Origin of the sequence: Exiguobacterium sp. s78 (assembly GCF_018618985.1) — a bacterium.
Classification (GTDB): domain Bacteria; phylum Bacillota; class Bacilli; order Exiguobacteriales; family Exiguobacteriaceae; genus Exiguobacterium_A; species Exiguobacterium_A abrahamii.
Window position 1 is genome coordinate 1,779,004 of sequence record NZ_JACSNB010000001.1, and the last position, 21,885, is coordinate 1,800,888.

Consider the following 21,885-nt stretch of genomic DNA (forward strand, 5'->3'; position numbering starts at 1 on the left):
TTCCCCGTGCCCCCTCTTTTTATCTGTTTCTGTCTTCGGGCAACTCTTATTTAACCGCTTTCAGAAACTCTACAGTTCTATCATAGATAATTTTGAACGTTTCTTCAAATGAAAACTTTCCCATATCCACCCAAACGCCATCAAATTGGTGACGGAACCACGTCAATTGACGTTTAGCGAAGCGTCGCGTGTTCCGTTTCAGCATATCGACGGCAGGATCGAGTGGTGCCCCGTCAAGGACCGGTAACATCTCTTTATAACCAATCGCTTGCAACGCCTTCGTCTGACGGTACCCGGCAGCATCAAGACGCGCCACTTCCTCAAGAAGCCCACTTTCGACCATCATATCTACTCGCTGATCGATCCGATCATACAAGCGATCCCGGTCTTCCATGTGTAGGACGAACAGTAGACTCTCGTAAAGTGCAGGCTTACTACCGGTCGTTTGTGTCTGACCCGTCCGCGCGACCTCGATTGCCCGCACGACCCGCTGAATGTTATTCGGATGAATCGCTTCGGCACGCACCGGATCAAGTTCCTTCAACTGATCATGTAGCGCGTTCGCTCCATGTGTCGCTGCATACGCTTCGAGTTCAGCTCGTAAGGCTGGATCTTCTGCCTGCTCGGTGAACTGATAATCATATAAAATCGAACGGATATAAAGCCCTGTTCCACCGACGATGATCGGTAACTTCCCCCGACTTGCGATCTCATCGATCGTCGCTCGGGCAACCGTCTGGAAACGCGCTACACTCATCTCATCATCCGGTGTAACGAGATCAAGCAGATGATGCGGCACTCCTTCCATCTCTTCGGTCGTCACTTTTGCCGATCCGATATCCATCCCTTGATAGACTTGGACCGAATCTCCGGATAACACCTCTCCGTTTAGTCGTTTGGCTAGTTCAATGCCCGTCTTCGTTTTTCCGACTGCCGTCGGTCCGACGATGACGATGACTGGTTGTTTCTTCATTTTTCTTCACCCATTCTCTATCTTTTCATTCTGATTCGAGTGTACCACAGCCACTTACTCGGATTAAAAAAATCAACAAAAAAACCGCCCTCCTTGGACGGTTCATGTTTGCTCGTCTTATACGCGACGGATGAAATCGTCATAGATGGCACTAAAGATGCACCACCCACAAATGACGACGCCTGTCAGCATGATGCCCCAATCTGCCATGGTCGTTCCTCCTCTAGTCATCGTTATTCTCTCTTTTGACGGTTTGAACGGTTTGTAAACCCTTTCGAGCAGGTTTGACACCAATTCTTGGAATCAGTATGATAAAAGTACGATTGGTACGTAGCGCGGAGGCTGACCTGCATCGGCTTCCTATTAGAGGCACTGCCTCTCGATTCCATGTCTTGTGCTTGCACGAGACGACATAGGGAGAATTCGTTCTTCCAAGCGACAGGTCCGGCATCATGCCCGGGCCTGTTCTGCGTACCAGTATATTATTTCGAAAGGAGCCGATTGTCGTGCGTATTCAAATCATTGGTGGATCAGGCACCGGAAAAAGTACACTGGGCGCCTTCATCGGGCAAGCTGAACAGATTCCCTGGATTGATACAGACCATTATCTTTGGAAAGATACGACGTTCACTGAAAAGCGAGACGTCTCCGAGCGATTTTCCATGTATGAAGCAGATCTTATGTCTTACAACGATTACATCGTCTCCGGTTCTGTCTTCGCCTGGCATCCGGACGGTTTCATCAATCGGGACTTGCTTGTCTTCCTGTCGCTCGACGAATCGGTTCGGATGGAACGTCTCATCGCACGCGAAGCAGCACGATACCCAGATTTTACAGGCTCCAATGAATTCCTTGACTGGTGCCGGACGTATCACACGGCGACGGATCCCACGATGATCGGTACATTTGCGGAACACCAGTATCAGATGGATCAATCGATTTCCCCGATTCTCATAGTAGATGCTTCGTTGCCGACACAATTTCAGTATCAAAAAATAATCGAGACATACGATCGATTGTCGCTTTAGAAAAAAACAGCCTCATCTGTTCAAGCGAGCTAATTGTTTCTCGATACTGAGGTATCCATTTTTTAAATTTAAGGCAGTACACGTAAGCATTACTTACATTAAAAAAATCTCCCAGTCCATGAGATCGGAGGCGAGGAACAAAAGATTACCCGAAGTTCAATCACTTGTGTATGAATGAGAACTTTTGTCTATTCGATGGGCATCCATATTTCGATAAGATCATCCGCTCCGCCCTGCCCATGGATATAGCGTTCAAAGTCGACCGCATCCCGTAGCGTTACACCTGGAACACGTACCAACTGTTCATACGTAGATGAAATCATCGAGATCCCTCCATCGACTATGGCAACGATATAATTCCCTTTCGTTAGTTCGACACGGCACGTATCTTCCTCCGCTAACAAATCCGTCATCCCAGCGACATAACCGTTTTCCTGTGTGAGACAGACGCCATAGGACTCATCCGTCGTCAGATTTGGTTGAAGCTTCGTCCACAAATGTGGAATTTCTTCTAAAGTTCCTGCATATCCGTAGACTGGAATTGCTTCATTCAATGTTTCATATCGAACTTTCATGTCGTTCCCTCCTGATTGCATTAGTCTAATCTGTTTCTCGATTCGATGAAGCTGTTCAATTTCTGATTGAACTTCATCTAATCTTGTTTCAAGTAACATTTCGACCGGTAGACCGGACTGAATTTGTTCTAAACTGAGTCCAATCTGACGCAAGCGTTTGATTTCGCTCAAACGTCGGATATCTTCCATCCCGTACATCCGATATTGATTACCGGACCGTATGGGGTGGACCAACCCACGTTCTTCATAAAATTTGATCGCTTTTACCGACAAACCGGTTACATGTGCGACTCTTCCAATTGGAATCATCTTTTCCCCACCTCCTCCTTTCACTGTACAGTCGTACCTGAGAGGCAGGTCAAGCCTTACTTTTCTGGAACTTGAATACCGACATATATAGTGGTTGTCGTCTTGCATCGATCCCCCTCTACTTCATAGAGAACAATACCCGGTTTAACTCTGCCGAAATAAGTTCCGTAATTTTTAGCTCGATGAACCGCTCGACGTCGTTTGTTCTACATCACGGACCACGTCAATTCGGTCTTTTGGTTTGACAAAGATCCGTTGAAGATCATTTACTTCCGGTAGTTCAAAATAGGCACATCTCTTTTGACTGCCTCTCCTCATGTCAATTTTCATAAAAAAAGACCCACTTTCGTGAGTCTTAGAGTCTTAATACATATCTTTTTGTGTGAAGTTCCAGAACGCAACGATTAGCGCTGCGACTGTCCAACAGCCAAGGACAGCGAGTGAGAACGGAAGCGTCATCCCCTCGATTGGTGGCGCTTGTCCATCGAGGTAATTGATCAGTCCGAAGTTGACGTTGACGAGATATTTCGAGCTCGTCCAACTTGAACCGAGCGTCGTCAGTAACGTACCGGAAATCAAGACTGCCATCATGATCCCGATCCCTGTCGCTGTGTTTTTAACGAGAACAGAGACCATCAAGGCGATCGTTCCGACGACAGCTGTGACGATCCACGCTAGACCGACTGCCATCAAGAGGTACTCCCACATCGGTAACGTATGCACGAACTCGGTCGAGAACGTACCGCTCGGTGAGGCTTGGAACCCGGTCAAGATCGGTGCGGTCCATCCGTCATAGCCGAGGACGATCCCGGATATCGCATAACAGACGGCGACGGTCAATGCCATCAGCATCGACGTATAGAGTAACACCGTCAACCATTTCGCCATCAGGATCTTCCAGCGCCGGACTGGTCGCGACAGTAATGTCTTGATCGTTCCGTCATTTTGCTCCCCACTGACGATATCCGCCATGATGACAATGATGAACAGCGGTAAGATCAGCGTCAATCCTTGCGAGAAGAAGATTCGGATGAACGTCGGGGCTCCCGGATAGTTCGGGTTGATGTCATTATCAAGATAGTATTGATTCTGTTTTAGGTCAAACTCAAGGAACTGACGGAACTCATCTTGAATACTGCTAGAAGCAAGACGGTTCTGCGTGTCGACGATGTCTTGTTGTAACTCAACCCGCCAATCGAGCGTTCCCTGCTTTTTGATTTGTTCCTGGATGTCTCGGTACTGTGCGTACGTAAACATCGAGACGAGGACGACGAGAATGATCGCAACGACAGCAAAACGACGTTTTGAAGCAATTTTCGTCACTTCATTTCGTACGAGACCGATCATGTTCGGATTACGCAATGTGATCGCCTCCCGTTAACGTGATAAACAGATCTTCGAGCGTTTGGACTTTCCGTTCAATCGTCCAGACTTCGACACCTGCTTCGAGCAGCTGCTTATTGAGCGCTGGTGTCTTGCTTGCATCCATCAAAGTATGAACCGTATTGGCATCGACGACTTCGGACACTTGGACTTGATCCGATGCTGATAAAATCTCATTTGCTTTAAAGGCATCATCGACACGCCAGTCAACGCCTGGTGCGAGCGACTCGACCAGTTCCTTGACCGTTCCGACTTGAACGATTTTGCCATAACTCATGATCGCAACTCGATCGGCAAGCATTTCGATCTCAGCCAAGATATGACTCGAGACGAGGACCGACAGTCCCGTTTCCTCGACGAGCCGGCGGATGAATTGACGTAAATCCCGAATCCCCATCGGATCGAGACCATTCGTCGGTTCGTCGAGAATCAAGACGCTTGGTCGTCCGAGTAATGCTTGTGCGATGCCGAGACGCTGCCGCATCCCGAGCGAGTATGTCCGGACTTGATCATCAACACGCGCCGTCAAATCGACGAGATCGATGACTTCCTGAATCCGGGCATCATCGACATTCGGTAACATCCGGGCAAAGACTTGTAGATTTTCGCGACCCGTCAAATACTTATACAACTCTGGATTTTCAACGATCGAGCCAATCCGCTCCATCGCTTGGACGAACTGTTTGCGGACGTCGAAGTCACAGACCGTGATTTTACCGGACGTCGGTTTGATCAAGCCGACAAGCATCCGGATCGTCGTCGTTTTTCCTGCCCCGTTCGGTCCAAGGAAGCCAAAGACTTCACCTGGTTGGATCTCAAACGAGATATTATCAATGATCGTCTTTTTTCCGATCACCTTTGTTACACCTTCTAATTTCACTGTTGGTTTCACGTCTCTCACCTCTTATTGTCTATTCTAGCGGAATAATGAATCATTTGACTTGTCAGAACACTTCATTTCCGCACATTCTTTCAACTTTTGCTACAATCAGGTTAGAACCTAGAAGGAGGAACGTTCATGAAGCGATTACGCTGGCCCCTGTTTTTAACCGTCTCACTCGTTTTGACGGCAATCTTTGGATACGGCTTCGTCAGTGCCTATAGTGACGTCGTCAACCCACCAAAACGTGCCGTCCTGACACCTACGAAGGAAGAGCCTGTCAAAAAAGGCGGGACGTACGTCGCGCTTGGTGATTCCTTGACACGTGGTGTCGGAGCATCAAACGGCAATAGTTACGCCGCGATCGTCGGACGCGATCTTGTCAAAGATAACACTGTCGAGCGCTTCCAGAATCTTGCCGTCAGTGGTGCCCGGACGGAAGATTTACTGAAACAACTAGAACAAAAAGAAGTCTTACGTTCAATCAAACAAGCAAAAGTCATCTCGGTGACGATTGGCGGAAATGACTTATTCAACCGTGGTGAAGGCGTCGCGAACTTCAATGCGAAGAAGACAGCCGAAACCGTCACGACGGCACAAGCGAACTTGAAAAAGACGTTCAGTATCCTACGAGAACAAAATCCGGATGCTGTCATTTTCTACGTCGGGCTCTATAATCCTTTCCGCGCGACGGAAAACGGTGAAGCATTCGATGCCATCGTACAAGATTGGAACGCAAAATCACGGACGCTCGGTATCGAGTACGACGTCGAGATCATCGACACATTCAATCTCGTGCGTGACGTCAAACGCGATTTGTCGAGTGACCAATTCCACCCGAACGATTCTACCTACGAAGAGATTGCAAAAGCTTCCTTACTTGCTGTCAACAAACGTTTCTAACAATAAAAGCCGCCATTTAGGCGGCTTTTTGTTCCGATTCATTTCAGACGTTTCGCAAGAGAGACGAGCCCCCATTGGAGCGGCAACCGTGTCCAAAGCAACCAAGACGGAAGACGTTTCCCATTAATCGGCTTTGGATTGACTGCCATGTTGACGTTTGCGGGTAAGACAGCATATAAGAAGGCAGGAAGAGTCTTACGAACGAGGTGCACCCCTTTTCCTGTCAACAACATGACACCGTAAGCGATTTCGATGACCCCTGTCACTTGGACAAAGAAGCGCTTGAACGGAATGAACGACGGCATGATGCTGACGAACCCTTTTTCATTGCGGAAATGACCAACTCCCGCAAACAGTAATCCTGCTCCATAGACTAGACGCAATAGCATTATGTTCCACACTCTCTTTCTGTTAATGAAATATATGTTCGAGACAGCTTCAGTGTATCGAAATGACCTGATTATCTCAACTTTTAGAAATTGTCGTCGAATTATGGGGAATGATGAGTCATTTCGGAATGTCTCCCGTAATCAGAGAAGAGGTTGCTTCATTTGCTATGATGAAGTCAGAAATCATACAGAGAGGAATGATGACTTATGGCTGGAAAAACGAAAGCACTTTTACCTGGATTGACTGGAGGCATCATCGGCGCGGTCTTGACGGCTACGGTTGCCTTTCCGATCCTACTCGATCAAGAACAACAGGTCGCTGATACACCACTTTCAAATGGTATGCCAAAACAAGTCTCAACGACGACGAATGATCCGGTGACGAACGCAGTCGCCACGGCTCAAAAATCAGTCGTGACCGTAACGAACTATCAAACGGGCAACTCAATGTCGCAACAAGAAGCAGCGGCTGGTTCAGGGTCCGGTGTCATCTATAAGAAAGAGGACGGCAAAGCATACATCATTACGAACCATCACGTCGTCGACGGGGCATCAAAACTCGATGTAACGTTGAATGACGGCAAGACGCTCTCGGCTAAACTGCTTGGTAGCGACGAAACCTATGACTTAGCAGTGCTTGAAGTTGACGCAAGCGATGTTCCGGGCGTCATCACACTTGGGAAATCAGCGGACTTAAAAGCCGGACAAACGGTCCTTGCAATCGGTAACCCGCTCGGTGAGTTCCAAAACTCCGTCACACGCGGAATCGTCAGTTCGAAAGACCGGACCGTACCGGTCGATACGAACAGTGATGGACAAGACGATTTCAATACGACAGTCATTCAAACGGACGCTGCCATCAACCCAGGGAACTCGGGTGGTGCCTTGATCAATGAACAAGGACAACTCGTCGGAATCAACTCGATGAAAATCGCTGAGTCTGGTGTCGAAGGTGTCGGCTTCAGTATCCCGATCGATGATGCATTACCAATCCTCAAACAGCTTGAAACAAACGGTAAAGTCGAGCATCCGACGCTCGGTGTGTCCTTACAAGACGTCGCGGCGTTCCCTGCCGGTTATCTTAAAGATCAAGTCAAACTACCAGACAGTCAAAAAACAGGTGTCGTCGTCATGTCAGTCGAACCGAACAGTCCAGCTGCTGCGGCTAAACTGAAAACAGGTGATGTCATCACGAAAATCAATGACTCCGAAATCAAAGCATTCGTTGACATCAAAACGGCACTGATCAAATCAGATGGACCGCTCTCCTTGACGATCATCCGTGATGGGAAAACGATGACGGTCGAAACCAAAACAACGACGACCGACCAGCTGTAAAGCTTCAGCCTGACGTTTCGTCCGCCTTCCTTTTCGGGTATTGTTTTAGAACAATATCGAATTGGGAGGCTTTTTCTATGTATGACTTAATCGGCATTGGCATTGGTCCGATGAATTTAGGATTGAGCGCACTTGCGCATCCGACAGATTTAAAGACGTTATTTTTTGACGAAAGCGAACAATTTTCCTGGCATCCCGGCATGATGATCCAGGACTCGATGATGCAGACGAGCTTCATCTCCGATCTCGTCACACTCGCCGATCCGACAAGTTCGTTTTCCTATCTCAATTACTTACGATCGATTCACCGTCTCCACACGTTTTACTTCTATGAAAAACTTCTGATTTCAAGACAAGGTTACAACGATTACTTACGTTGGGTCGCAACACAACTTGAAGATCTCCGCTTTTCGACACGTGTCATCGACGTGCAAGACACCGGTGATAGTTTTGAAGTCCTCGTCGAAGATGTCTCGACCGGTAAACGCGAAACGTTCGAAGCACGAAACGTCGTCATCGGCACTGGTTCAAAACCCGCCATCCCAGATACGTTTGACGAACGCGTCATCCACAATACGCAATATGTCATGAACAAGGCAGATTTACTTCAGCGCAACAAAATCAGCATCGTCGGCTCCGGTCAAAGTGCCGCCGAGATTTTCCTTGATCTCTTGACGACGCCTGCTCCAGAGCGTCCTGAACTCGAGTGGATCGCGCGTTCGACACTGTTTGAGACACTTGAGACCGGCAAACTCGGAGAAGAAATTTTTTCACCGAGCTACGTCACGTATTTCAACCAACTTCCACTCGAAGTACGACAAGAGTCGGTCAAGAAGTTTGCCCGCTCTCAGAACGGTATCAGTCCGGAGACACTTCAATCAATCTATGCCCATCTCTATGATTTGACGGAAGAGGAACAACGACAGGTCGCGATCCGCGCGAATCTCGAAGTAAAAGAAATCACCTATGATGAGCGGTTCACGATTGCGATGCAACATCAAGAACTTGAGGACGAGCGCTCGTCTGTAACAGATGCCGTCATTGCGGCAACTGGTTTTTCGCCATCCCTTCCGAGCTTCATCGACCGACTTGATATTGTATTCGAAGCACCGAATGCCTGGAAAGTCGATGCCGACTACCAAATCGTGCGTTCGGTCGAGACAGCCCATCATCTTTACGCAACTGCTAATTTAGAGCTGTCACACGGTCCGGCTGCGGATAATCTCGGGATGTCCGTCTCGCGGAACCAGTTGATCTTGAACGCTGTCGCCGGTACGGAACTGTATCCGGTCGAACGACATGCGACGTTTACGACGTTCGATTGAGTCACTAAACCAAACGAACGAGGAATGGCGCGCGCCACTCCTCGTTCGTTTTTCGTTTTACGGTTTTTTCGTCAACTCTAGTGCAGCCAGCAATAGCAACGTGGCTTGAACTCGTGTCACACCTGTTTTAGCGAGCAACAAATGAAAGGCAATCAACCAGTTGACCTCGTCTGAAAATCGATTCCGTGCCCGCTCCCGGTCGACGATCCGGGTCACGTAAATCCAGTCGACACGTTCCATTGTAGGCAGTAACGCAAGAATCGGCATTAAACGATCCCAGATGATGATTTCTCTTCGCTCTAACAGTTCCCGCCACGCAATGATTCGTTCCTGTTGCGCTGAAGGATCTGGATGCGCCGCTAAGATTTGCGCCGTAATGACACGTTCACTCGTCCGTTCCATATATTGCGCGAGCCATTCTTCCGATGTATCGACACGCTCTAAAAATTCCTCTGGTAATGGCTGCTGTTCAAGCAAGGTCGATGTCACGACGTACTGTTTCGCGGCATTCAAATGAGGTCGTGTCGCATGTAATCGTTCCATATAAGGGAACGCATCAATTCCTTGTCGACGGTTCAGCACTTCGTTGAGTGCAAAAAATGGGCGAACTCCTTTATCACGAATCAAGCGATGTTTAATCTTCTTTTCCGCAACGATGATTTCTTCGATGAGAACATCGGGATCTGTGCTATTTAATTGAACATGGGCAACGAGCAACGGTGTATAGCGGCTCCGAAGTGCTGAAAAACGCGACGTCTTATGTTTGATCGTCCGCATCAGCCGTTCGTAGACAGTTTGTTCAAAAACGGTATCATGAATCGTGTAGGACAGTGCAAAAAAACGATGGAAATCATGTGACGATTCCTCCCGCAAGACGGGATAACTCTCATCATAGTTCTCACAGAATTGACCGTACATCCTTCCACCTCGCCTTCTTTTCTATAAATCGTTTTCCCTAAAATTGGCTTGTACAACCTTATTTTTAGACGAACAAAAAAAGGCGACAGAACATGTCCGTCGCCTCTCATTCTTTCAATTCGATTCAAACTCGTTGTCTCTCTAACAGACGGGAGAAGTAACCACCTTGATCCATTAGTTCATCATGTGAGCCTTCTTCGACGATGCCGTCCTTCGTGACGACAAAAATCTTATCGGCATTTCGAATCGTTGCTAAACGGTGGGCGATAACGAGCGTCGTCCGGTTCTCAGACAGCTCGGCAAGCGACTCTTGAATCAGTGCTTCCGTTTCTGTATCAAGCGCAGACGTCGCTTCATCAAGAATCAGAATCGGCGGGTTCTTGAGGAACATCCGCGCAATCGCGAGTCGTTGCTTTTGCCCACCCGACAATTTGAGTCCCCGTTCGCCGATTTGTGTCGCGTAGCCATCAGGTAGATCCGCGACCATCGGACCGAGATGGGCACGTTCTGCCGCTTGCACGATGTCTTCTTGCGTCGCATTCAGATCACCGTAGGCGATGTTTTCAGCAATCGTTCCTGAGAATAAAAAGACATCCTGCTGGACGATCCCGATTTGTTGTCGCAGAGACTCCTTCGTCATCTGCCGAATATCGATTCCGTCAATCGTGATTGCGCCATCTAGAACATCGTAAAAACGTGGAATCAATGAACAGATCGTCGTCTTCCCTGCCCCTGATGTTCCGACGAACGCAACGGTCTGACCCGGTTCGACCGTCAGATTGATATTCTCTAGAATGAGACGATCGGCTTCATAACCGAACGCGACATCCTTGAATGTGATGCCACCGTTCAACCGATCAACGACGAGTGCGTCTGGCGCATCCGGAATTGATGCATCCTCATCAATCATCGAGAGGAAGCGTTTGAAGCCAGCCATCCCTTTTGGATACATCTCAAGTAATGCGGTGATTTTGTCGATCGGCTTCAGCAGGATGTTCATATAAAGAATGAATCCAACGAGCTCTCCGGCCGTTAAAGCTTCGCGATACGTCAAGTACGCACCGACGACTAAGACGGCGAGCGTCATCAAACGGGTCGTCAAGTAAATGCCGGATAGACTCTTACTCATGACCTTGTACGCATTGATTTTCGACTGCCGGAACGTCGCGTTGTCTTTTTCAAAACGCTTGATTTCGTAAGCTTCGTTTGTGAATGACTGAACGACACGGACACCAGAGACACTGTCCTCGACGCGTGAATTGACTTCCGCGATGTTACCATACATCCGGTCCCACGATTTATTCATCCGGACGTTCGCATAGCTGATCAGCCAGATCAGGAATGGTACAGCGATGATTGTCACGAGCGCGAGTGGTACGTTGATCGTCAACATGATCGAGAATGCACCAAGCAATGTCATGACGGCAATGAAGGCATCTTCCGGACCGTGATGGGCAAGTTCCCCGATATCAAACAAATCATTCGTGATCCGACTCATGATATGCCCCGTCTTCGTATTGTCGAAGAAACGGAACGACTGTTTCTGCACATGGCTGAACAGTTGACGACGCATATCGGTCTCGATATTGATCCCGAGCTTATGCCCAAAATAGTTGACGACGAACTGCATCAACGTACTGATGATGTAGAGCGCTAATAGTCCGACGCTGACGAGGATGATCCAGTTCATCTCACCGTTTGGCAACAAGGAGTCGATGAACCACTGGACAGCGAGTGGAAAAGCAAGTTCTAAAACCCCGACGAATAAAGCAGATATGAAATCGAGCCAGAATAATCGTTTGTGCGGGATATAATACTGATAAAAACGGCGTAACATGTGTAGCCTCCTTCCGAGTACTTCTAGTGTACTTGAACTTTTTTGAAAATACTCATTCTACCTATTCGTTTTTTTGAAAAACGGTATTACAGTTTTCCAGACAAAAATTATATTTTTAAATCAGGGGAATCAGCGCTTTTTATGACAAAATGGTAACAACGATTTTTACCTATCTATTGGAAGGAGCTATGTCACGTGAAAAAGACTGTTCTCGCCCTCACGACGCTCGCTTTGATCGGTACCACGGTTCCGGTTTCAGCCGCGTCAACGACACTGACTTTGACGGATAACGTCAACATTCGCACGGCTGCCTCGACTTCCGCGAAGGTCATCACGACGCTAAAAAAAGGTACGAAGCTGACAGCTGTCAAGAAAGTCAACAGCTGGTATGAAATCCGCTATCAGTCGAAACCAGCATTCATCACTTCAGCATATGTCAAAGCGACGACGGAAAAGGCTCCAACAACTACGACTTACATAACGAACACCGATGCCGTCAACATTCGCCAAAAAGCAACAACGAGTTCGAAATCACTCGGAAAACTGGCAAAGAACACAATCGTATCTGTTAAGAAAAAAACAGGAGATTGGTACCAAATCACGTATAAAAAGCAAACGGCTTATGTCCATGCGACGTTAGTCAGCAAAAAGACCTCGAACGTCACGACGGATTCAAAACCACCCGCAACGACTCCCGTCAAAAAAGTCGTTAAAGCGGTTGATCGATCGAAAGTCTACACGGTCAATGCGAAGGAAGGCTTGAACGCACGGACTGCTGCAGCGACGAACGCAAAAATCTACAAGACATTACCGCATCAGACGGTGCTCGATGTCACAGGTGCGGTTGATTCGTGGTACCAAGTCAAGCTTGACGGAAAAGAAGCATATGTCGCTTCGACCTATGTCAAAGCTTCAACAAAAGCATCACCACCAACAACACCAACGACGCCCGGAGTCTCTTTGACGCCAGTTGATGCCTCGAAGACGTATCGCGTCAATGCCCCAACCGGTCTGAATGTCCGTACGTTGCCTTCGACGTCGTCTAAAGTCTTCACACAAGTCGGACACGGTTCGACAGTCAATGTCACAGGTGAAACGACAGGTAAAGATAGCGGCTGGTACCAGATCAAGATCGGAACGGGTCTCTACTATGTCGCGAAGAGTTACATCACGACGGGATCCGTCACGACGACGCCTCCGGTCACTCCAACAACACCTCCTGTGACAACCGTTCCTGGTTCAACATTGATGGAACGTGCGATCTCGATTGGTCAACAATATCTCGGTACACCATACGTCTGGGGATCAAGCAGCCCCGTTAATGGTGGATTCGACTGCTCTGGATTCGTTAACTATACGTTGAATGCCGCTGGCTATGCAGTCGGACGAACGAACGTCAACGGCTACTGGAACGATGATCGGTACCTCGGAGCGAAGTTATCAAAATTACGTCAACCGAAGCGCGGCGATATCATCTTCTTCGAAAACACATATGCTGCTGGTCCGACGCATATCGGGATCATGCTGAACAACGATCAGTTCATTCATGCCAACACACCGGCACTCGGCATCAGCCGTGTATCGGAACGTTACTGGACACAAAAACTATTAGGATTTAAATCACTTTAATCATCTCCTTATCCATCCCTCGGGGTGGATATTTTTTTGTCTTAACACCTCTCTTTAGGATATACTGGATATGGAAAGGATGTGTCCGCATGTCTTACAAAACACTTTATGTCCGACTTCTCTTTCTTGCCTTATTGATTTTTGGTGGCTCGATGCTCTTGCATTATATCCAGACGGGAGACGTCTATATCGGTCACTTGATCGTTTCCGTCCTTGCATGCGTCTTATTGATTTTCAGAAGAACGACATCCTCACACGAACAGGCATGAAGCGCACTCGCTTCATGCCTGTTTTTTCGTCATTGAACATTAATCAATGCTTTTATCTCTCGCTCAAGATCGTCTTTGAGTCGTTCACTTTGAAGGTCATCCTTCAATCGCAAGACATCCTCCAGTCGTTCCTGACCAACCCCGTGCCGCATCGCCAGTACGAGCGTCTGTAACATCATCGCTTGGTCGAACCCACTCGCCGCAAGCCAGGCATCTTGCATCTCCCATATCTTATCGACGCTCTGCTGAAGCGTCTGATTCGGTAATTCGATGCCATTGACAAGGAGATGGACTTCGAGTTGTCCGATGTAATGCTTCGCGTCATCGATCGCCACAGTGACGAGTTTTTCCCACGCCATTTGCATGCCGTCCGTATCGTTTTCAAAAATCGCGATGAGTCCTTTCGTCAAATCGACTTCGATTCGTCCGACGGCAGTCGTTTCACTAAATGCAAAAAACTGCTCCAGTCGATCAAACTCTTGTCGTGATTGTTCGATTTCCCCTTCTAGATATAAAAACAATCCGAGGAAACGTTGAAACGAAATGACATGATAATAGACATCTTGCTCCCGCATATACTGAACCCCTTCACGCAATAAGGCGATCGCTTCTGTGTAGTGATCATCGAACAAACTTGCTCGGAGCGCACGCAGGATTTGAAGCTTTAAATAGGTTTTCGGTGCAAGTGGAATCTCACGAGGTATATCCATTGCTTCGATCAGTTCATACGCTTCCTTCGTCCGTTTAAGATTAAATAAGAAATAGACTTTTGCGATCTGAACGAGCAACTGTTCATCTTGACGACCGAGCTGTTGAAAAACCCGCTCTGCTTTCTCGAAATAAATCAAACCGAGCTCTGGATCTGTCATTCGAAGGGCATCCCCATATTCCTGAAAGGTCTGTCCTTGCCAGTAAGAGTTTGTCTCTGGCACTAAATACGGGCGCAGAATTTCCTGAACTTTTTCATCCGAATGATACGGGGTATCCCGCGAACGGATTGTTTCGAGGAGTTCCCGCATCTGAACATCCCGCGGATCGAGCATTAATTCTTCGACTGTCACCTGTAATCGCCTAGCAATCGCCTGTAATGCGGGTACAGACGGTGTCGCTTTCCCGTTCTCGACCATACTGAGCATTGACTTCGTGATGATACCAGTCGCAACATCCGTTTGCGTCATTTTTTTCTGTTTTCGGATCTGTTTGATACGTTCCCCTAACACACTGGTCACTCCTTTTATCACAAAAGTTAAATTTTATTGAACTTTACCTTTACATTTTTCTTCCACTCCTTTATTCTACACTAAAGTTCAATAAAATTTAACTATGAAGGAGTGAACAGGATGTCATTTAATTTAAAGCGTGTCTTATTCGGAAAGTTTTGTTCATTATTCGCAGCTAGTCTCTTTACGTTCGTCGCCGGATTAACCGTCTTACGGGAAACATCGTCTGGTTTTCAGTTTGCGCTCGTCCTGCTTGCAGGATCAGTGCCACGGATTTTGCTCTCACCGGTTGCTGGTGTCCTCGCTGATCGTTGGAACCGGAAACGAATCATCGTCATGACCGAAAGCTTAAGTGCACTCGTCTTGTTTGGACTTTTGTTCTATTCGCTACTAGCCCCTCTACATACCGTTCATTACATCGTTGCTAGTGTCCTCTTGACGAGCCTGTCGACGTTCCTGTCCGTTACCTTATCAAGCTCGTTACCGCGACTCGTAGAAGAAGAGGAGTTACAACGCGGGAACGCACTCTTCTCGACGATTCAATCGACCTCAACGATCACTGCTCCACTCGTTGCGGGATTGCTCATCGCCACTGTCTCCATCACGCAATTCTTGATCTTACCGTTTCTCTTGTTTGCCTCTGCTGCCTGGTGGAATAGCCGCCTCCGATTTCTTGCAGTGGATACCTCTCCTCTGGCTACTACAGATACTCCGTCTTTCGTCTCGGCGTTTAAAGAAGGCTACCGCTATCTGTTCCGTCAACCAGTCTTGACGACACTCGTCCTGATGGCGATCGTCCTGAACTTCTTTTTTGTCGCTTTCGAAATCTTGTTACCGATCATCTTGCTCGATCGACTGCAATTCACACCATTTCGGTTTGGAATGGTCGAGTCCGCACTAGGTGCCGGTCTTCTTGTCGCTTCGTTGCTTCTTGCTTTACCTCGCTTTACGGTGAAACGTTCGTTACGCACGATATTCGAGTCGCTCTTTTTAATCGCCTCTTGTTATGCGCTTCCTGCACTTGCTCTACTCGGCTATGTTCCATCTGCTCTACTACTACCTTTTTTCATGATTCTATTATTCATCGACGGCATGCTCGTCTTACGGATGAACATTCCACTACAGCTCATCGTTCAAAAACAGACCGATCCGGCTTACCTCGGACGTGTCATCGGTGTGCTGGAATCGATTGCAATGGCGATGATGCCGATCGGTACCCTATTGTTTGGTTTACTCAGTGATCATGTATCTATCATCGTGCTACTTGGAGTCGGTACAGTCGGCTTATTCGGTGCAGCATCATTCGGATTCCTCCGACTTCGTAAAGACATCTTATCCGAGAGCATTCCTGTAGCAGAAGCAAAAAACACGTCCTCCCTCACTTCGTGAGAAAGGACGTGCGTATCGGTCAGACCGTCGCTTTGACGGCATCCATGATTAATTTCAATGATTGTTGTTTTGCTTCCTTGTCAGCGATCATCGAAGCGATCATTACTTCGTCTGTGCCATAGGAATCAGCGAGCTCTTGCAATTGTTTTGCAACGGATTCCGGGTTACCAACGATCATCCGCTTCCGGTTTTCAGCGATCCGGAATTGGTCTTGGAACGTATACGGATACGCCGCTGCCTCTTCTGGAGTTGGCGTTCCTGTCGACGAGACCCCTTTTTCAAGTAGGAGGAGTGACAGATCCAGGCTTGAAGCTAACCGTTCTGCTTCTTCCGTCGTTTCAGCACACGTCACGAAGATCGAGACGAGCGTTTGTGGTGTCTCATTGAACGACGTCGCCATGAAGTTATGACGGTAGTAGTCCATCACTTCTTGTCCACCTTGTCCATTGATGAAGTGAGCAAAGGCAAATCCGAATCCGCGTTGTGCGGCGTTCAAGGCACTACCACCACTTGATCCAAGCAACCAGCCTTCTGGTGTCGTATCGACTTCTGGTGTTGCGACGAGTCCCGCGAACCGGTGTCCGGCAGGCGCTCCGTCTTTCAAGTAATCGACGAGATCATCGAGTTGTTCGCCGTAATCGGCTCCACCAAAACGTGGCGACGATCCTTCTTGCAACGCACGTGTAGCAAGCGGCATACCGCCCGGTGCCCGACCGAGGCCAAGGTCGATCCGGTTTGGTGCAAGCCCTTCAAGGACACGGAAGTTCTCTGCGACTTTATAGGCACTGTAATGCGGCAACATAACACCCCCTGAACCGAGGCGAATCTGTTTCGTCACTGCCGCCATGTAGGCGATCAAGACTTCCGGGCTTGAACCAGCCAGTGTTTTAGCGAAGTGGTGCTCAGATACCCACAAGCGATGATAGCCGAGTTCGTCCGCGATTTTCGCGAGCTCGACCGTTTCGTGTAAGGCATCAGATGGGGATTGTCCTTTAGAGACCGGGGATTGGTCTAAAATACTAAGTTTCATGTATGTCTCTCCTTTTTCTTTCGAATGCGTACCTACACTGTACGCCTCCTCGTTGTACGGTGCAACGAAACTGCTTCTTTCTGTCATGGGGACGTTTTCATTTTGAAATTCAGGGAACAATGCCTAAGTGAGCATAAAAATCTAACGAATGAGGTGGAGTTACATGTCAACCCATACTACAAATCAAGAAGCAGTCGAAACGGTCAAGAAACTGATTGATAAAATCGAAACAGCGATGCTGACGACGATTTCAACAGAAGGGCTCGTATCGCGTCCGATGCAAACGCAGGATATCGAATTTGATGGCGACCTCTGGTTCCTCACTTCAAAAGAAACAGACAAGTATCAAGAACTACTTAAGAATCCGAGTGTTAACGTCGCGTACGTCGACAAATCATACGTCTCGATCCGTGGGACAGCAGAACTCGTCGAAGACATCGAACGAAAAAAAGAGCTCTGGAGCCCACGCTACGAAGCATACCTTGGAACGACATACGAAGATCCGAAAGTCGTCTTGATCAAGGTCAACACGGAAGCTGCTGAATACTGGGAAACGGGAAACACGACGAAGTCCGTCAAACAAGTCTTGAAGAAAGTCGTCGGCAAAGACGATGAGAACGAAATCAATAAAACAGTCGACTTGTCTTGACGAGTTAAACCCGCGCAGCTTGCGTGGGTTTTTTCGTATGAAGATAGTCGTTTTTCTCAAAATGATGTAACATAATAAAGTGAACTAATACGTAACTTAACTAAAAGGAGTACAATCATGGGAGAATTTTTTACATTATTACGCCGGGGAAACCGGTCGGCGCTGACGGCAGGCATCGTTAACTCCGTCATCGCTATCATCAAGGCAATTGCCTACGTCCTGACGGGAAATGTCGCGATGTTCGCGGAGATGATGCATACGCTCGGGGACGCTGCCAACCAATTTTTTGTCTTCATCGGTTCTGCCCTCAGTAAAAAGGCACCGACGAAACGATTCCCGAACGGCTTCGGTCGTCTCGTCAATCTCGTCTTGCTCGGTGCCATCCTCTTCGTCGGTATCATGGCGTACGAGACAATTCATGAAGGGATCGCACACATCATCGAACCGACGGAATCAACTGGCTTTTGGATCACGTTGTCTGTCTTGTTCGTCGGTGTCGTCTTAGAGAGTGGCGTTTTCGTGAAAGCGATGCAAGAGATCGCACACGATGCGAAGTTAGACTCGAAAGGACCACGCTTGATTCTTGACAGCTTCCGCTCACTCAAACAAGCAAAACCCGCCACACGCCTTGTGTTTCTGGAAGATTTGGTCGCAACGGCCGGTGGCATCGTCGCAATGATTGCCGTCATCATCTCGCATGTAACACCGTTTCATCAGGCAGAAGGAATTGCTTCGATCCTCATCGGACTGATGATGTTTTACGTCGTCGGGAATGTCTTCCTGCAAAACGCAGCTGGTGCACTAGGTGAAGCCGATGAGACGATGGCAGCACGTCTCGGTGGACTAATCATGAAGGACCCTGACGTCAAGGACATCAGTAAACTCGAAGTCATTAAGGAAGGCGATCATTTCCACGTCGAAGTCGAGATTGAAGTCGACCCGACGTTGACAATCGCACAAGCGGACGACATCAAGGACCGTCTCGAACTCCAGATTCGCCTGCAACAAGGTATCATCGATGTGACGATTGGATTTGATGAAGACGATAAGATTCAACAGTATGTCGTTGCTACGGACGAAACATGACACCATTCACGCAAGATGTCCTGATTATCATTCGTTCGATCCCTGCTGGTCGGGTCATGACGTACGGGCAAGTCGCTCGACTCGCCGGTCATCCGCGTAGCGCCCGACAAGTAGCGCGGATTCTTCACAGTATGAGTAAGACGGAACGTCTACCGTGGCACCGCGTGCTTGCTGCTGGCGGAAAACTATCGCTTGAAGGCGATGAACAGCGACTGGCACTTGAAGCAGAGGGGGTCGAGTTCCTGACCGCCCGTCAACTCGATTTATCGCGTTATCAAGTCAAAAGTGAATAGATACAACAAGAGAGGGATGACCGGTTCGCAGACCAGTCATCCCTCTCTTTTTATCGTCATGAATCACGCTTTCGACGTACTCGAAGCTACAGCGATTTGCCGACGTACTTCTGCTTCTAATTGTGGTTCCGGTGGTTGCCAGCCTTCCGGTTTCATGACCTTTTGGTCCGATTCCCGGAAGATTGGTTTTCCGTCCGGTCCAAGCTTCGCCATGTTCGCACGCTGGACGATCTCGAACAATGGAGCCGGATCAAGCCCGATCTCAACGAAGCTTCCCATGATGAAGTAGAGGGCGTCCGTCAAGGCATCCCCTTGTCCGACGAGCCGTTCGACATCTGTTTCGGGTTGTTTCATCTGAAGCGATTTTTCGACCGCTGTATCAAGTCCTGACTTGAAACGTTCGATCGCTTCGAGAAATTCTGCTTCACTCGTCGCCGATTGATGTAGGAACTCAACGACCGCTTCTTCTGCCGTCCAGGTCGAGCGTTTGATTCCACGATCGACCGTCATAGGTGTTGGCGTCGTTGCGCCAGGGTGTGAAAACACACGGTGGAATTCCTTTACGTCTTGATAATAATTTGTCATAACCGATCATCCCCTTTTACCGAATGTCTCCATTCTAACAGGTTCAGAACCGGAGTTCGACTCATTGATGAACGACGTCGAGTAAGGCCATCCCACGCGTGATCAATTCATCTCGCTGCTCAGATGTCGCTTTTAAGCGCTCGAGATCTGCAATCAGACGTGGTTGATCGACTTCATCCGCTAACTCAAGTAATTCAAGACGGAGTAACCAAGCGTCCGGTAACTGGACGAGTGTCTGATCGATCAGTTGCGGTAACCGTTCTCGTCCGGCACGACCTTCGCGAATCTCGCGGACGACTTCGAAGATCGGATCAGCCGCTGTCAACGGACGTTCGATTCGTTCGAACTCGACCGTTTCCGGAATCGGCTTCAGTGCTTCAACTTCCGTTCCCGGGAATGCTGACGTGATGTCACCGACGATCAATTCCATCCGGTCCATCGTCATCGTTTTCCCGTCGTTTGCAAGCGTCGCTGCTTCTAAGACGACGAGCGCCCGATTTCCATTGACGTTTTGAATCGCTGTGATGTCTCCTGTGACATGAACATTTCCTTCCGCCCAGTCGAGACGTTCACCGACTTTGACTTGCATCAATACTTCGTTCAATTCCTTGCCGTGAAGGAGTGTAAAGCCTTCCGGATGATCTGCAAGTCCTTGACCTGTCAACACTTCACCGTTCGCAGCAAGCGCTGTCGGTCCAGTTAGTTTGACGAGATGCAGCGAATCGTGAATCTCTTGCGTTTCAGGAACACCGACAAGCGAGAGACCACTGTCGAAGACGAGCGTCGATAGGTTACCTGATTCGACCGCTTTCGTCAGTCCGTGGATACCACCGCGGATGTAAGACATCGACTGTGCGAATTCTTCGAGTGCATCGCGGAGCTGTTCGAACGATTCACAGACGAAGAGTTCTTTTTGCATGCTCGTCACGTCATGTTTCGTCGCAAGTGCTTTCTCAAGCGAGAATGGATGTTTAACGACCGCGTCCGTCAAACAGTGGCGACTTTCACCGACGGATGATAAAAGACCTGCCCCGTAGATTTGTGGGTTGTCGATATCACCAATCAGACCGAATTCAACCGTCCACCAGAACAGACGTGAGATTTCGTTCGCTTCCGAAATCCCTTTGACGTGTGTCCGTGTCTCCGCGAGTTCGACTTCAGCTTGCTCGATATCGGCTGGCGTCGAGAACGGGCTCTCTTTGACGATCGTCAATTTCTTTAGTGCCTTGAACACGTCATGCTCGGCTTTATGGTTAAAGGCATGTGCTCCGATCTCACCGAAGCGTCGAACGAATTCCGCGTAGACCGGATTCATCAAGATTGGCGCATGCCCTGCTGCTTCATGCAAGATATCTGGCGCTGGTGTGTAAAGGATGTTATCGACCTTCCGAATGTCGGTCGCAATCGGCAAGAGACCGTGCCCTTGAAAATCGAAGAAGGCGACACCAGGAATGAGACCATCAACAGCGACTGTTCCCCAGCCACCACGGCTTAGGTTCGCTGTCATTTCACGTACATCTGGAATCCGTTCCGGGCTGATGCCCGATGCAGCAAGCCCTTCGAGGTATGCCGGATGTGCTGTATCTTGTAATGTATTTAAATTCAGTCGCATGACGTATCTCCAAACGGCATGATCCGTTGGTGTGTAGTCTTCGTAGTGCTGTGGTGCGACGTGTGGACGTAAATGACTTGGAATGATTGGTGTAGACATATGAGTTCCCCCTTGAATGAATGATAGATAACAAAAAAGCCCCTGCCGAACATATTGTTCGACAGGGGCGACGAAAGCCGCGGTACCACCCTGATTACCCAGTCATCGACTGAGTCACTCATGATCGGGATAACGGTTTGCTCCGCTCGCTTACGCAAGAAGCTCA

Annotated in this window: 21 protein-coding genes and 1 other annotated feature (1 of these 22 only partly in view); of the genes, 10 read left to right on the forward strand and 11 right to left on the reverse strand. The window is 48.5% G+C overall.

The window, feature by feature from the left end; genetic code table 11:
* Positions 1 to 46 precede the first annotated feature (46 nt).
* Positions 47 to 973: a tRNA (adenosine(37)-N6)-dimethylallyltransferase MiaA gene (gene miaA, locus KNQ18_RS09300; protein ID WP_029341237.1), complete on the reverse strand. Its 927-nt coding sequence runs from the start codon at positions 971 to 973 to the stop codon at positions 47 to 49.
* A 506-nt stretch (positions 974 to 1,479) separates the two neighbouring features.
* Between miaA and KNQ18_RS09305 the strand changes: the two genes are divergently transcribed.
* Positions 1,480 to 2,001, forward strand: coding sequence for a P-loop NTPase family protein (locus KNQ18_RS09305; RefSeq protein WP_149427040.1), 522 nt, complete (start codon positions 1,480 to 1,482; stop codon positions 1,999 to 2,001).
* A 188-nt stretch (positions 2,002 to 2,189) separates the two neighbouring features.
* Here the strand turns inward: KNQ18_RS09305 and KNQ18_RS09310 are convergent, their stop codons facing one another.
* The 3 genes from KNQ18_RS09310 to KNQ18_RS09320 all read right to left on the reverse strand — a co-directional run bounded on the left by KNQ18_RS09310 (position 2,190) and on the right by KNQ18_RS09320 (position 5,160).
* Complete coding sequence (locus KNQ18_RS09310; protein ID WP_214769211.1) at positions 2,190 to 2,885, reverse strand: MerR family transcriptional regulator; 696 nt, start codon at positions 2,883 to 2,885, stop codon at positions 2,190 to 2,192.
* A gap of 363 nt (positions 2,886 to 3,248) precedes the next feature.
* Entirely contained in the window at positions 3,249 to 4,247 is a 999-nt protein-coding gene (locus KNQ18_RS09315) for an ABC transporter permease (RefSeq protein WP_023467749.1), read from the reverse strand.
* On the reverse strand, positions 4,240 to 5,160 hold the full coding sequence (locus tag KNQ18_RS09320) for an ABC transporter ATP-binding protein (protein ID WP_029341234.1): 921 nt from the start codon (positions 5,158 to 5,160) through the stop codon (positions 4,240 to 4,242). The genes KNQ18_RS09315 and KNQ18_RS09320 overlap by 8 nt, the downstream gene beginning before the upstream one ends.
* 126 nt (positions 5,161 to 5,286) lie before the next feature.
* On the opposite strand from KNQ18_RS09320, the gene KNQ18_RS09325 reads away from it, so the two are divergent.
* Entirely contained in the window at positions 5,287 to 6,051 is a 765-nt protein-coding gene (locus KNQ18_RS09325; protein ID WP_023467747.1) for an SGNH/GDSL hydrolase family protein, read from the forward strand.
* Between the two features lie 38 nt (positions 6,052 to 6,089).
* On the opposite strand, the gene KNQ18_RS09330 is transcribed toward KNQ18_RS09325, so the two are convergent.
* Positions 6,090 to 6,440: a DoxX family protein gene (locus KNQ18_RS09330; protein WP_029341233.1), complete on the reverse strand. Its 351-nt coding sequence runs from the start codon at positions 6,438 to 6,440 to the stop codon at positions 6,090 to 6,092.
* A 207-nt stretch (positions 6,441 to 6,647) separates the two neighbouring features.
* Here KNQ18_RS09330 and KNQ18_RS09335 point away from each other — a divergent pair, with 207 nt between their 5' ends.
* Both KNQ18_RS09335 and KNQ18_RS09340 read left to right on the forward strand, forming a co-directional pair.
* On the forward strand, positions 6,648 to 7,778 hold the full coding sequence (locus KNQ18_RS09335; protein ID WP_214724554.1) for a S1C family serine protease: 1,131 nt from the start codon (positions 6,648 to 6,650) through the stop codon (positions 7,776 to 7,778).
* A 77-nt stretch (positions 7,779 to 7,855) separates the two neighbouring features.
* On the forward strand, positions 7,856 to 9,103 hold the full coding sequence (locus KNQ18_RS09340; RefSeq protein ID WP_047391148.1) for a lysine N(6)-hydroxylase/L-ornithine N(5)-oxygenase family protein: 1,248 nt from the start codon (positions 7,856 to 7,858) through the stop codon (positions 9,101 to 9,103).
* Positions 9,104 to 9,160: 57 nt separating this feature from the next.
* On the opposite strand, the gene KNQ18_RS09345 is transcribed toward KNQ18_RS09340, so the two are convergent.
* Together KNQ18_RS09345 and KNQ18_RS09350 are read right to left on the reverse strand one after the other, a co-directional pair.
* A complete protein-coding gene (locus KNQ18_RS09345) occupies positions 9,161 to 10,021 on the reverse strand; it encodes a DUF4003 family protein (RefSeq protein ID WP_064300209.1) in 861 nt (286 codons plus the stop codon).
* Positions 10,022 to 10,145: 124 nt separating this feature from the next.
* Complete coding sequence (locus KNQ18_RS09350) at positions 10,146 to 11,858, reverse strand: ABC transporter ATP-binding protein (protein ID WP_215084615.1); 1,713 nt, start codon at positions 11,856 to 11,858, stop codon at positions 10,146 to 10,148.
* 195 nt (positions 11,859 to 12,053) lie between these two features.
* Here KNQ18_RS09350 and KNQ18_RS09355 point away from each other — a divergent pair, with 195 nt between their 5' ends.
* Together KNQ18_RS09355 and KNQ18_RS09360 are read left to right on the forward strand one after the other, a co-directional pair.
* Positions 12,054 to 13,487 carry a C40 family peptidase gene (locus KNQ18_RS09355; RefSeq protein ID WP_215084617.1) on the forward strand — a complete coding sequence of 478 codons (1,434 nt, stop codon included), beginning with the start codon at positions 12,054 to 12,056 and terminating at the stop codon, positions 13,485 to 13,487.
* Positions 13,488 to 13,576: 89 nt separating this feature from the next.
* Positions 13,577 to 13,756, forward strand: a complete 180-nt coding sequence (locus KNQ18_RS09360) for a hypothetical protein (RefSeq protein ID WP_214769206.1) — start codon at positions 13,577 to 13,579, stop codon at positions 13,754 to 13,756.
* Positions 13,757 to 13,785: 29 nt separating this feature from the next.
* Here KNQ18_RS09360 and KNQ18_RS09365 read toward each other — a convergent pair whose 3' ends face one another.
* Entirely contained in the window at positions 13,786 to 14,976 is a 1,191-nt protein-coding gene (locus KNQ18_RS09365; protein WP_215084619.1) for a helix-turn-helix domain-containing protein, read from the reverse strand.
* A 120-nt stretch (positions 14,977 to 15,096) separates the two neighbouring features.
* Here KNQ18_RS09365 and KNQ18_RS09370 point away from each other — a divergent pair, with 120 nt between their 5' ends.
* Complete coding sequence (locus KNQ18_RS09370; protein ID WP_149427037.1) at positions 15,097 to 16,365, forward strand: MFS transporter; 1,269 nt, start codon at positions 15,097 to 15,099, stop codon at positions 16,363 to 16,365.
* A gap of 19 nt (positions 16,366 to 16,384) precedes the next feature.
* Here KNQ18_RS09370 and KNQ18_RS09375 read toward each other — a convergent pair whose 3' ends face one another.
* A complete protein-coding gene (locus KNQ18_RS09375) occupies positions 16,385 to 17,395 on the reverse strand; it encodes an LLM class flavin-dependent oxidoreductase (protein WP_023467737.1) in 1,011 nt (336 codons plus the stop codon).
* 163 nt (positions 17,396 to 17,558) lie between these two features.
* On the opposite strand from KNQ18_RS09375, the gene KNQ18_RS09380 reads away from it, so the two are divergent.
* From KNQ18_RS09380 to KNQ18_RS09390, 3 genes are all read left to right on the forward strand, one after another.
* Positions 17,559 to 18,044: a pyridoxamine 5'-phosphate oxidase family protein gene (locus KNQ18_RS09380; RefSeq protein WP_058265183.1), complete on the forward strand. Its 486-nt coding sequence runs from the start codon at positions 17,559 to 17,561 to the stop codon at positions 18,042 to 18,044.
* A gap of 117 nt (positions 18,045 to 18,161) precedes the next feature.
* Complete coding sequence (locus KNQ18_RS09385; RefSeq protein WP_149427035.1) at positions 18,162 to 19,130, forward strand: cation diffusion facilitator family transporter; 969 nt, start codon at positions 18,162 to 18,164, stop codon at positions 19,128 to 19,130.
* Complete coding sequence (locus tag KNQ18_RS09390; RefSeq protein ID WP_149427034.1) at positions 19,127 to 19,423, forward strand: MGMT family protein; 297 nt, start codon at positions 19,127 to 19,129, stop codon at positions 19,421 to 19,423. Before KNQ18_RS09385 ends, KNQ18_RS09390 begins: the two co-directional genes overlap by 4 nt.
* Before the next feature lie 63 nt (positions 19,424 to 19,486).
* On the opposite strand, the gene KNQ18_RS09395 is transcribed toward KNQ18_RS09390, so the two are convergent.
* On the reverse strand, positions 19,487 to 20,008 hold the full coding sequence (locus tag KNQ18_RS09395) for a pyrophosphohydrolase domain-containing protein (RefSeq protein WP_064300216.1): 522 nt from the start codon (positions 20,006 to 20,008) through the stop codon (positions 19,487 to 19,489).
* A gap of 61 nt (positions 20,009 to 20,069) precedes the next feature.
* A complete protein-coding gene (locus KNQ18_RS09400; RefSeq protein ID WP_214724546.1) occupies positions 20,070 to 21,719 on the reverse strand; it encodes an aromatic amino acid hydroxylase in 1,650 nt (549 codons plus the stop codon).
* Between the two features lie 60 nt (positions 21,720 to 21,779).
* Positions 21,780 to 21,885 (reverse strand) — a binding site (T-box leader) (it continues 99 nt past the right edge of the window).

Bases quoted from the DNA above. Each gene is read 5' to 3' on its own strand.
- miaA (WP_029341237.1), bottom strand. From the start codon at position 973: ATGAAGAAACAACCAGTCATCGTCATCGTCGGACCGACGGCAGTCGGA.
- KNQ18_RS09310 (WP_214769211.1), bottom strand. From the start codon at position 2,885: ATGATTCCAATTGGAAGAGTCGCACATGTAACCGGTTTGTCGGTAAAA.
- KNQ18_RS09325 (WP_023467747.1), top strand. From the start codon at position 5,287: ATGAAGCGATTACGCTGGCCCCTGTTTTTAACCGTCTCACTCGTTTTG.
- KNQ18_RS09330 (WP_029341233.1), bottom strand. From the start codon at position 6,440: ATGCTATTGCGTCTAGTCTATGGAGCAGGATTACTGTTTGCGGGAGTT.
- KNQ18_RS09335 (WP_214724554.1), top strand. From the start codon at position 6,648: ATGGCTGGAAAAACGAAAGCACTTTTACCTGGATTGACTGGAGGCATC.
- KNQ18_RS09340 (WP_047391148.1), top strand. From the start codon at position 7,856: ATGTATGACTTAATCGGCATTGGCATTGGTCCGATGAATTTAGGATTG.
- KNQ18_RS09345 (WP_064300209.1), bottom strand. From the start codon at position 10,021: ATGTACGGTCAATTCTGTGAGAACTATGATGAGAGTTATCCCGTCTTG.
- KNQ18_RS09350 (WP_215084615.1), bottom strand. From the start codon at position 11,858: ATGTTACGCCGTTTTTATCAGTATTATATCCCGCACAAACGATTATTC.
- KNQ18_RS09360 (WP_214769206.1), top strand. From the start codon at position 13,577: ATGTCTTACAAAACACTTTATGTCCGACTTCTCTTTCTTGCCTTATTG.
- KNQ18_RS09370 (WP_149427037.1), top strand. From the start codon at position 15,097: ATGTCATTTAATTTAAAGCGTGTCTTATTCGGAAAGTTTTGTTCATTA.
- KNQ18_RS09375 (WP_023467737.1), bottom strand. From the start codon at position 17,395: ATGAAACTTAGTATTTTAGACCAATCCCCGGTCTCTAAAGGACAATCC.
- KNQ18_RS09380 (WP_058265183.1), top strand. From the start codon at position 17,559: ATGTCAACCCATACTACAAATCAAGAAGCAGTCGAAACGGTCAAGAAA.
- KNQ18_RS09385 (WP_149427035.1), top strand. From the start codon at position 18,162: ATGGGAGAATTTTTTACATTATTACGCCGGGGAAACCGGTCGGCGCTG.
- KNQ18_RS09390 (WP_149427034.1), top strand. From the start codon at position 19,127: ATGACACCATTCACGCAAGATGTCCTGATTATCATTCGTTCGATCCCT.
- KNQ18_RS09395 (WP_064300216.1), bottom strand. From the start codon at position 20,008: ATGACAAATTATTATCAAGACGTAAAGGAATTCCACCGTGTGTTTTCA.
- KNQ18_RS09400 (WP_214724546.1), bottom strand. From the start codon at position 21,719: ATGTCTACACCAATCATTCCAAGTCATTTACGTCCACACGTCGCACCA.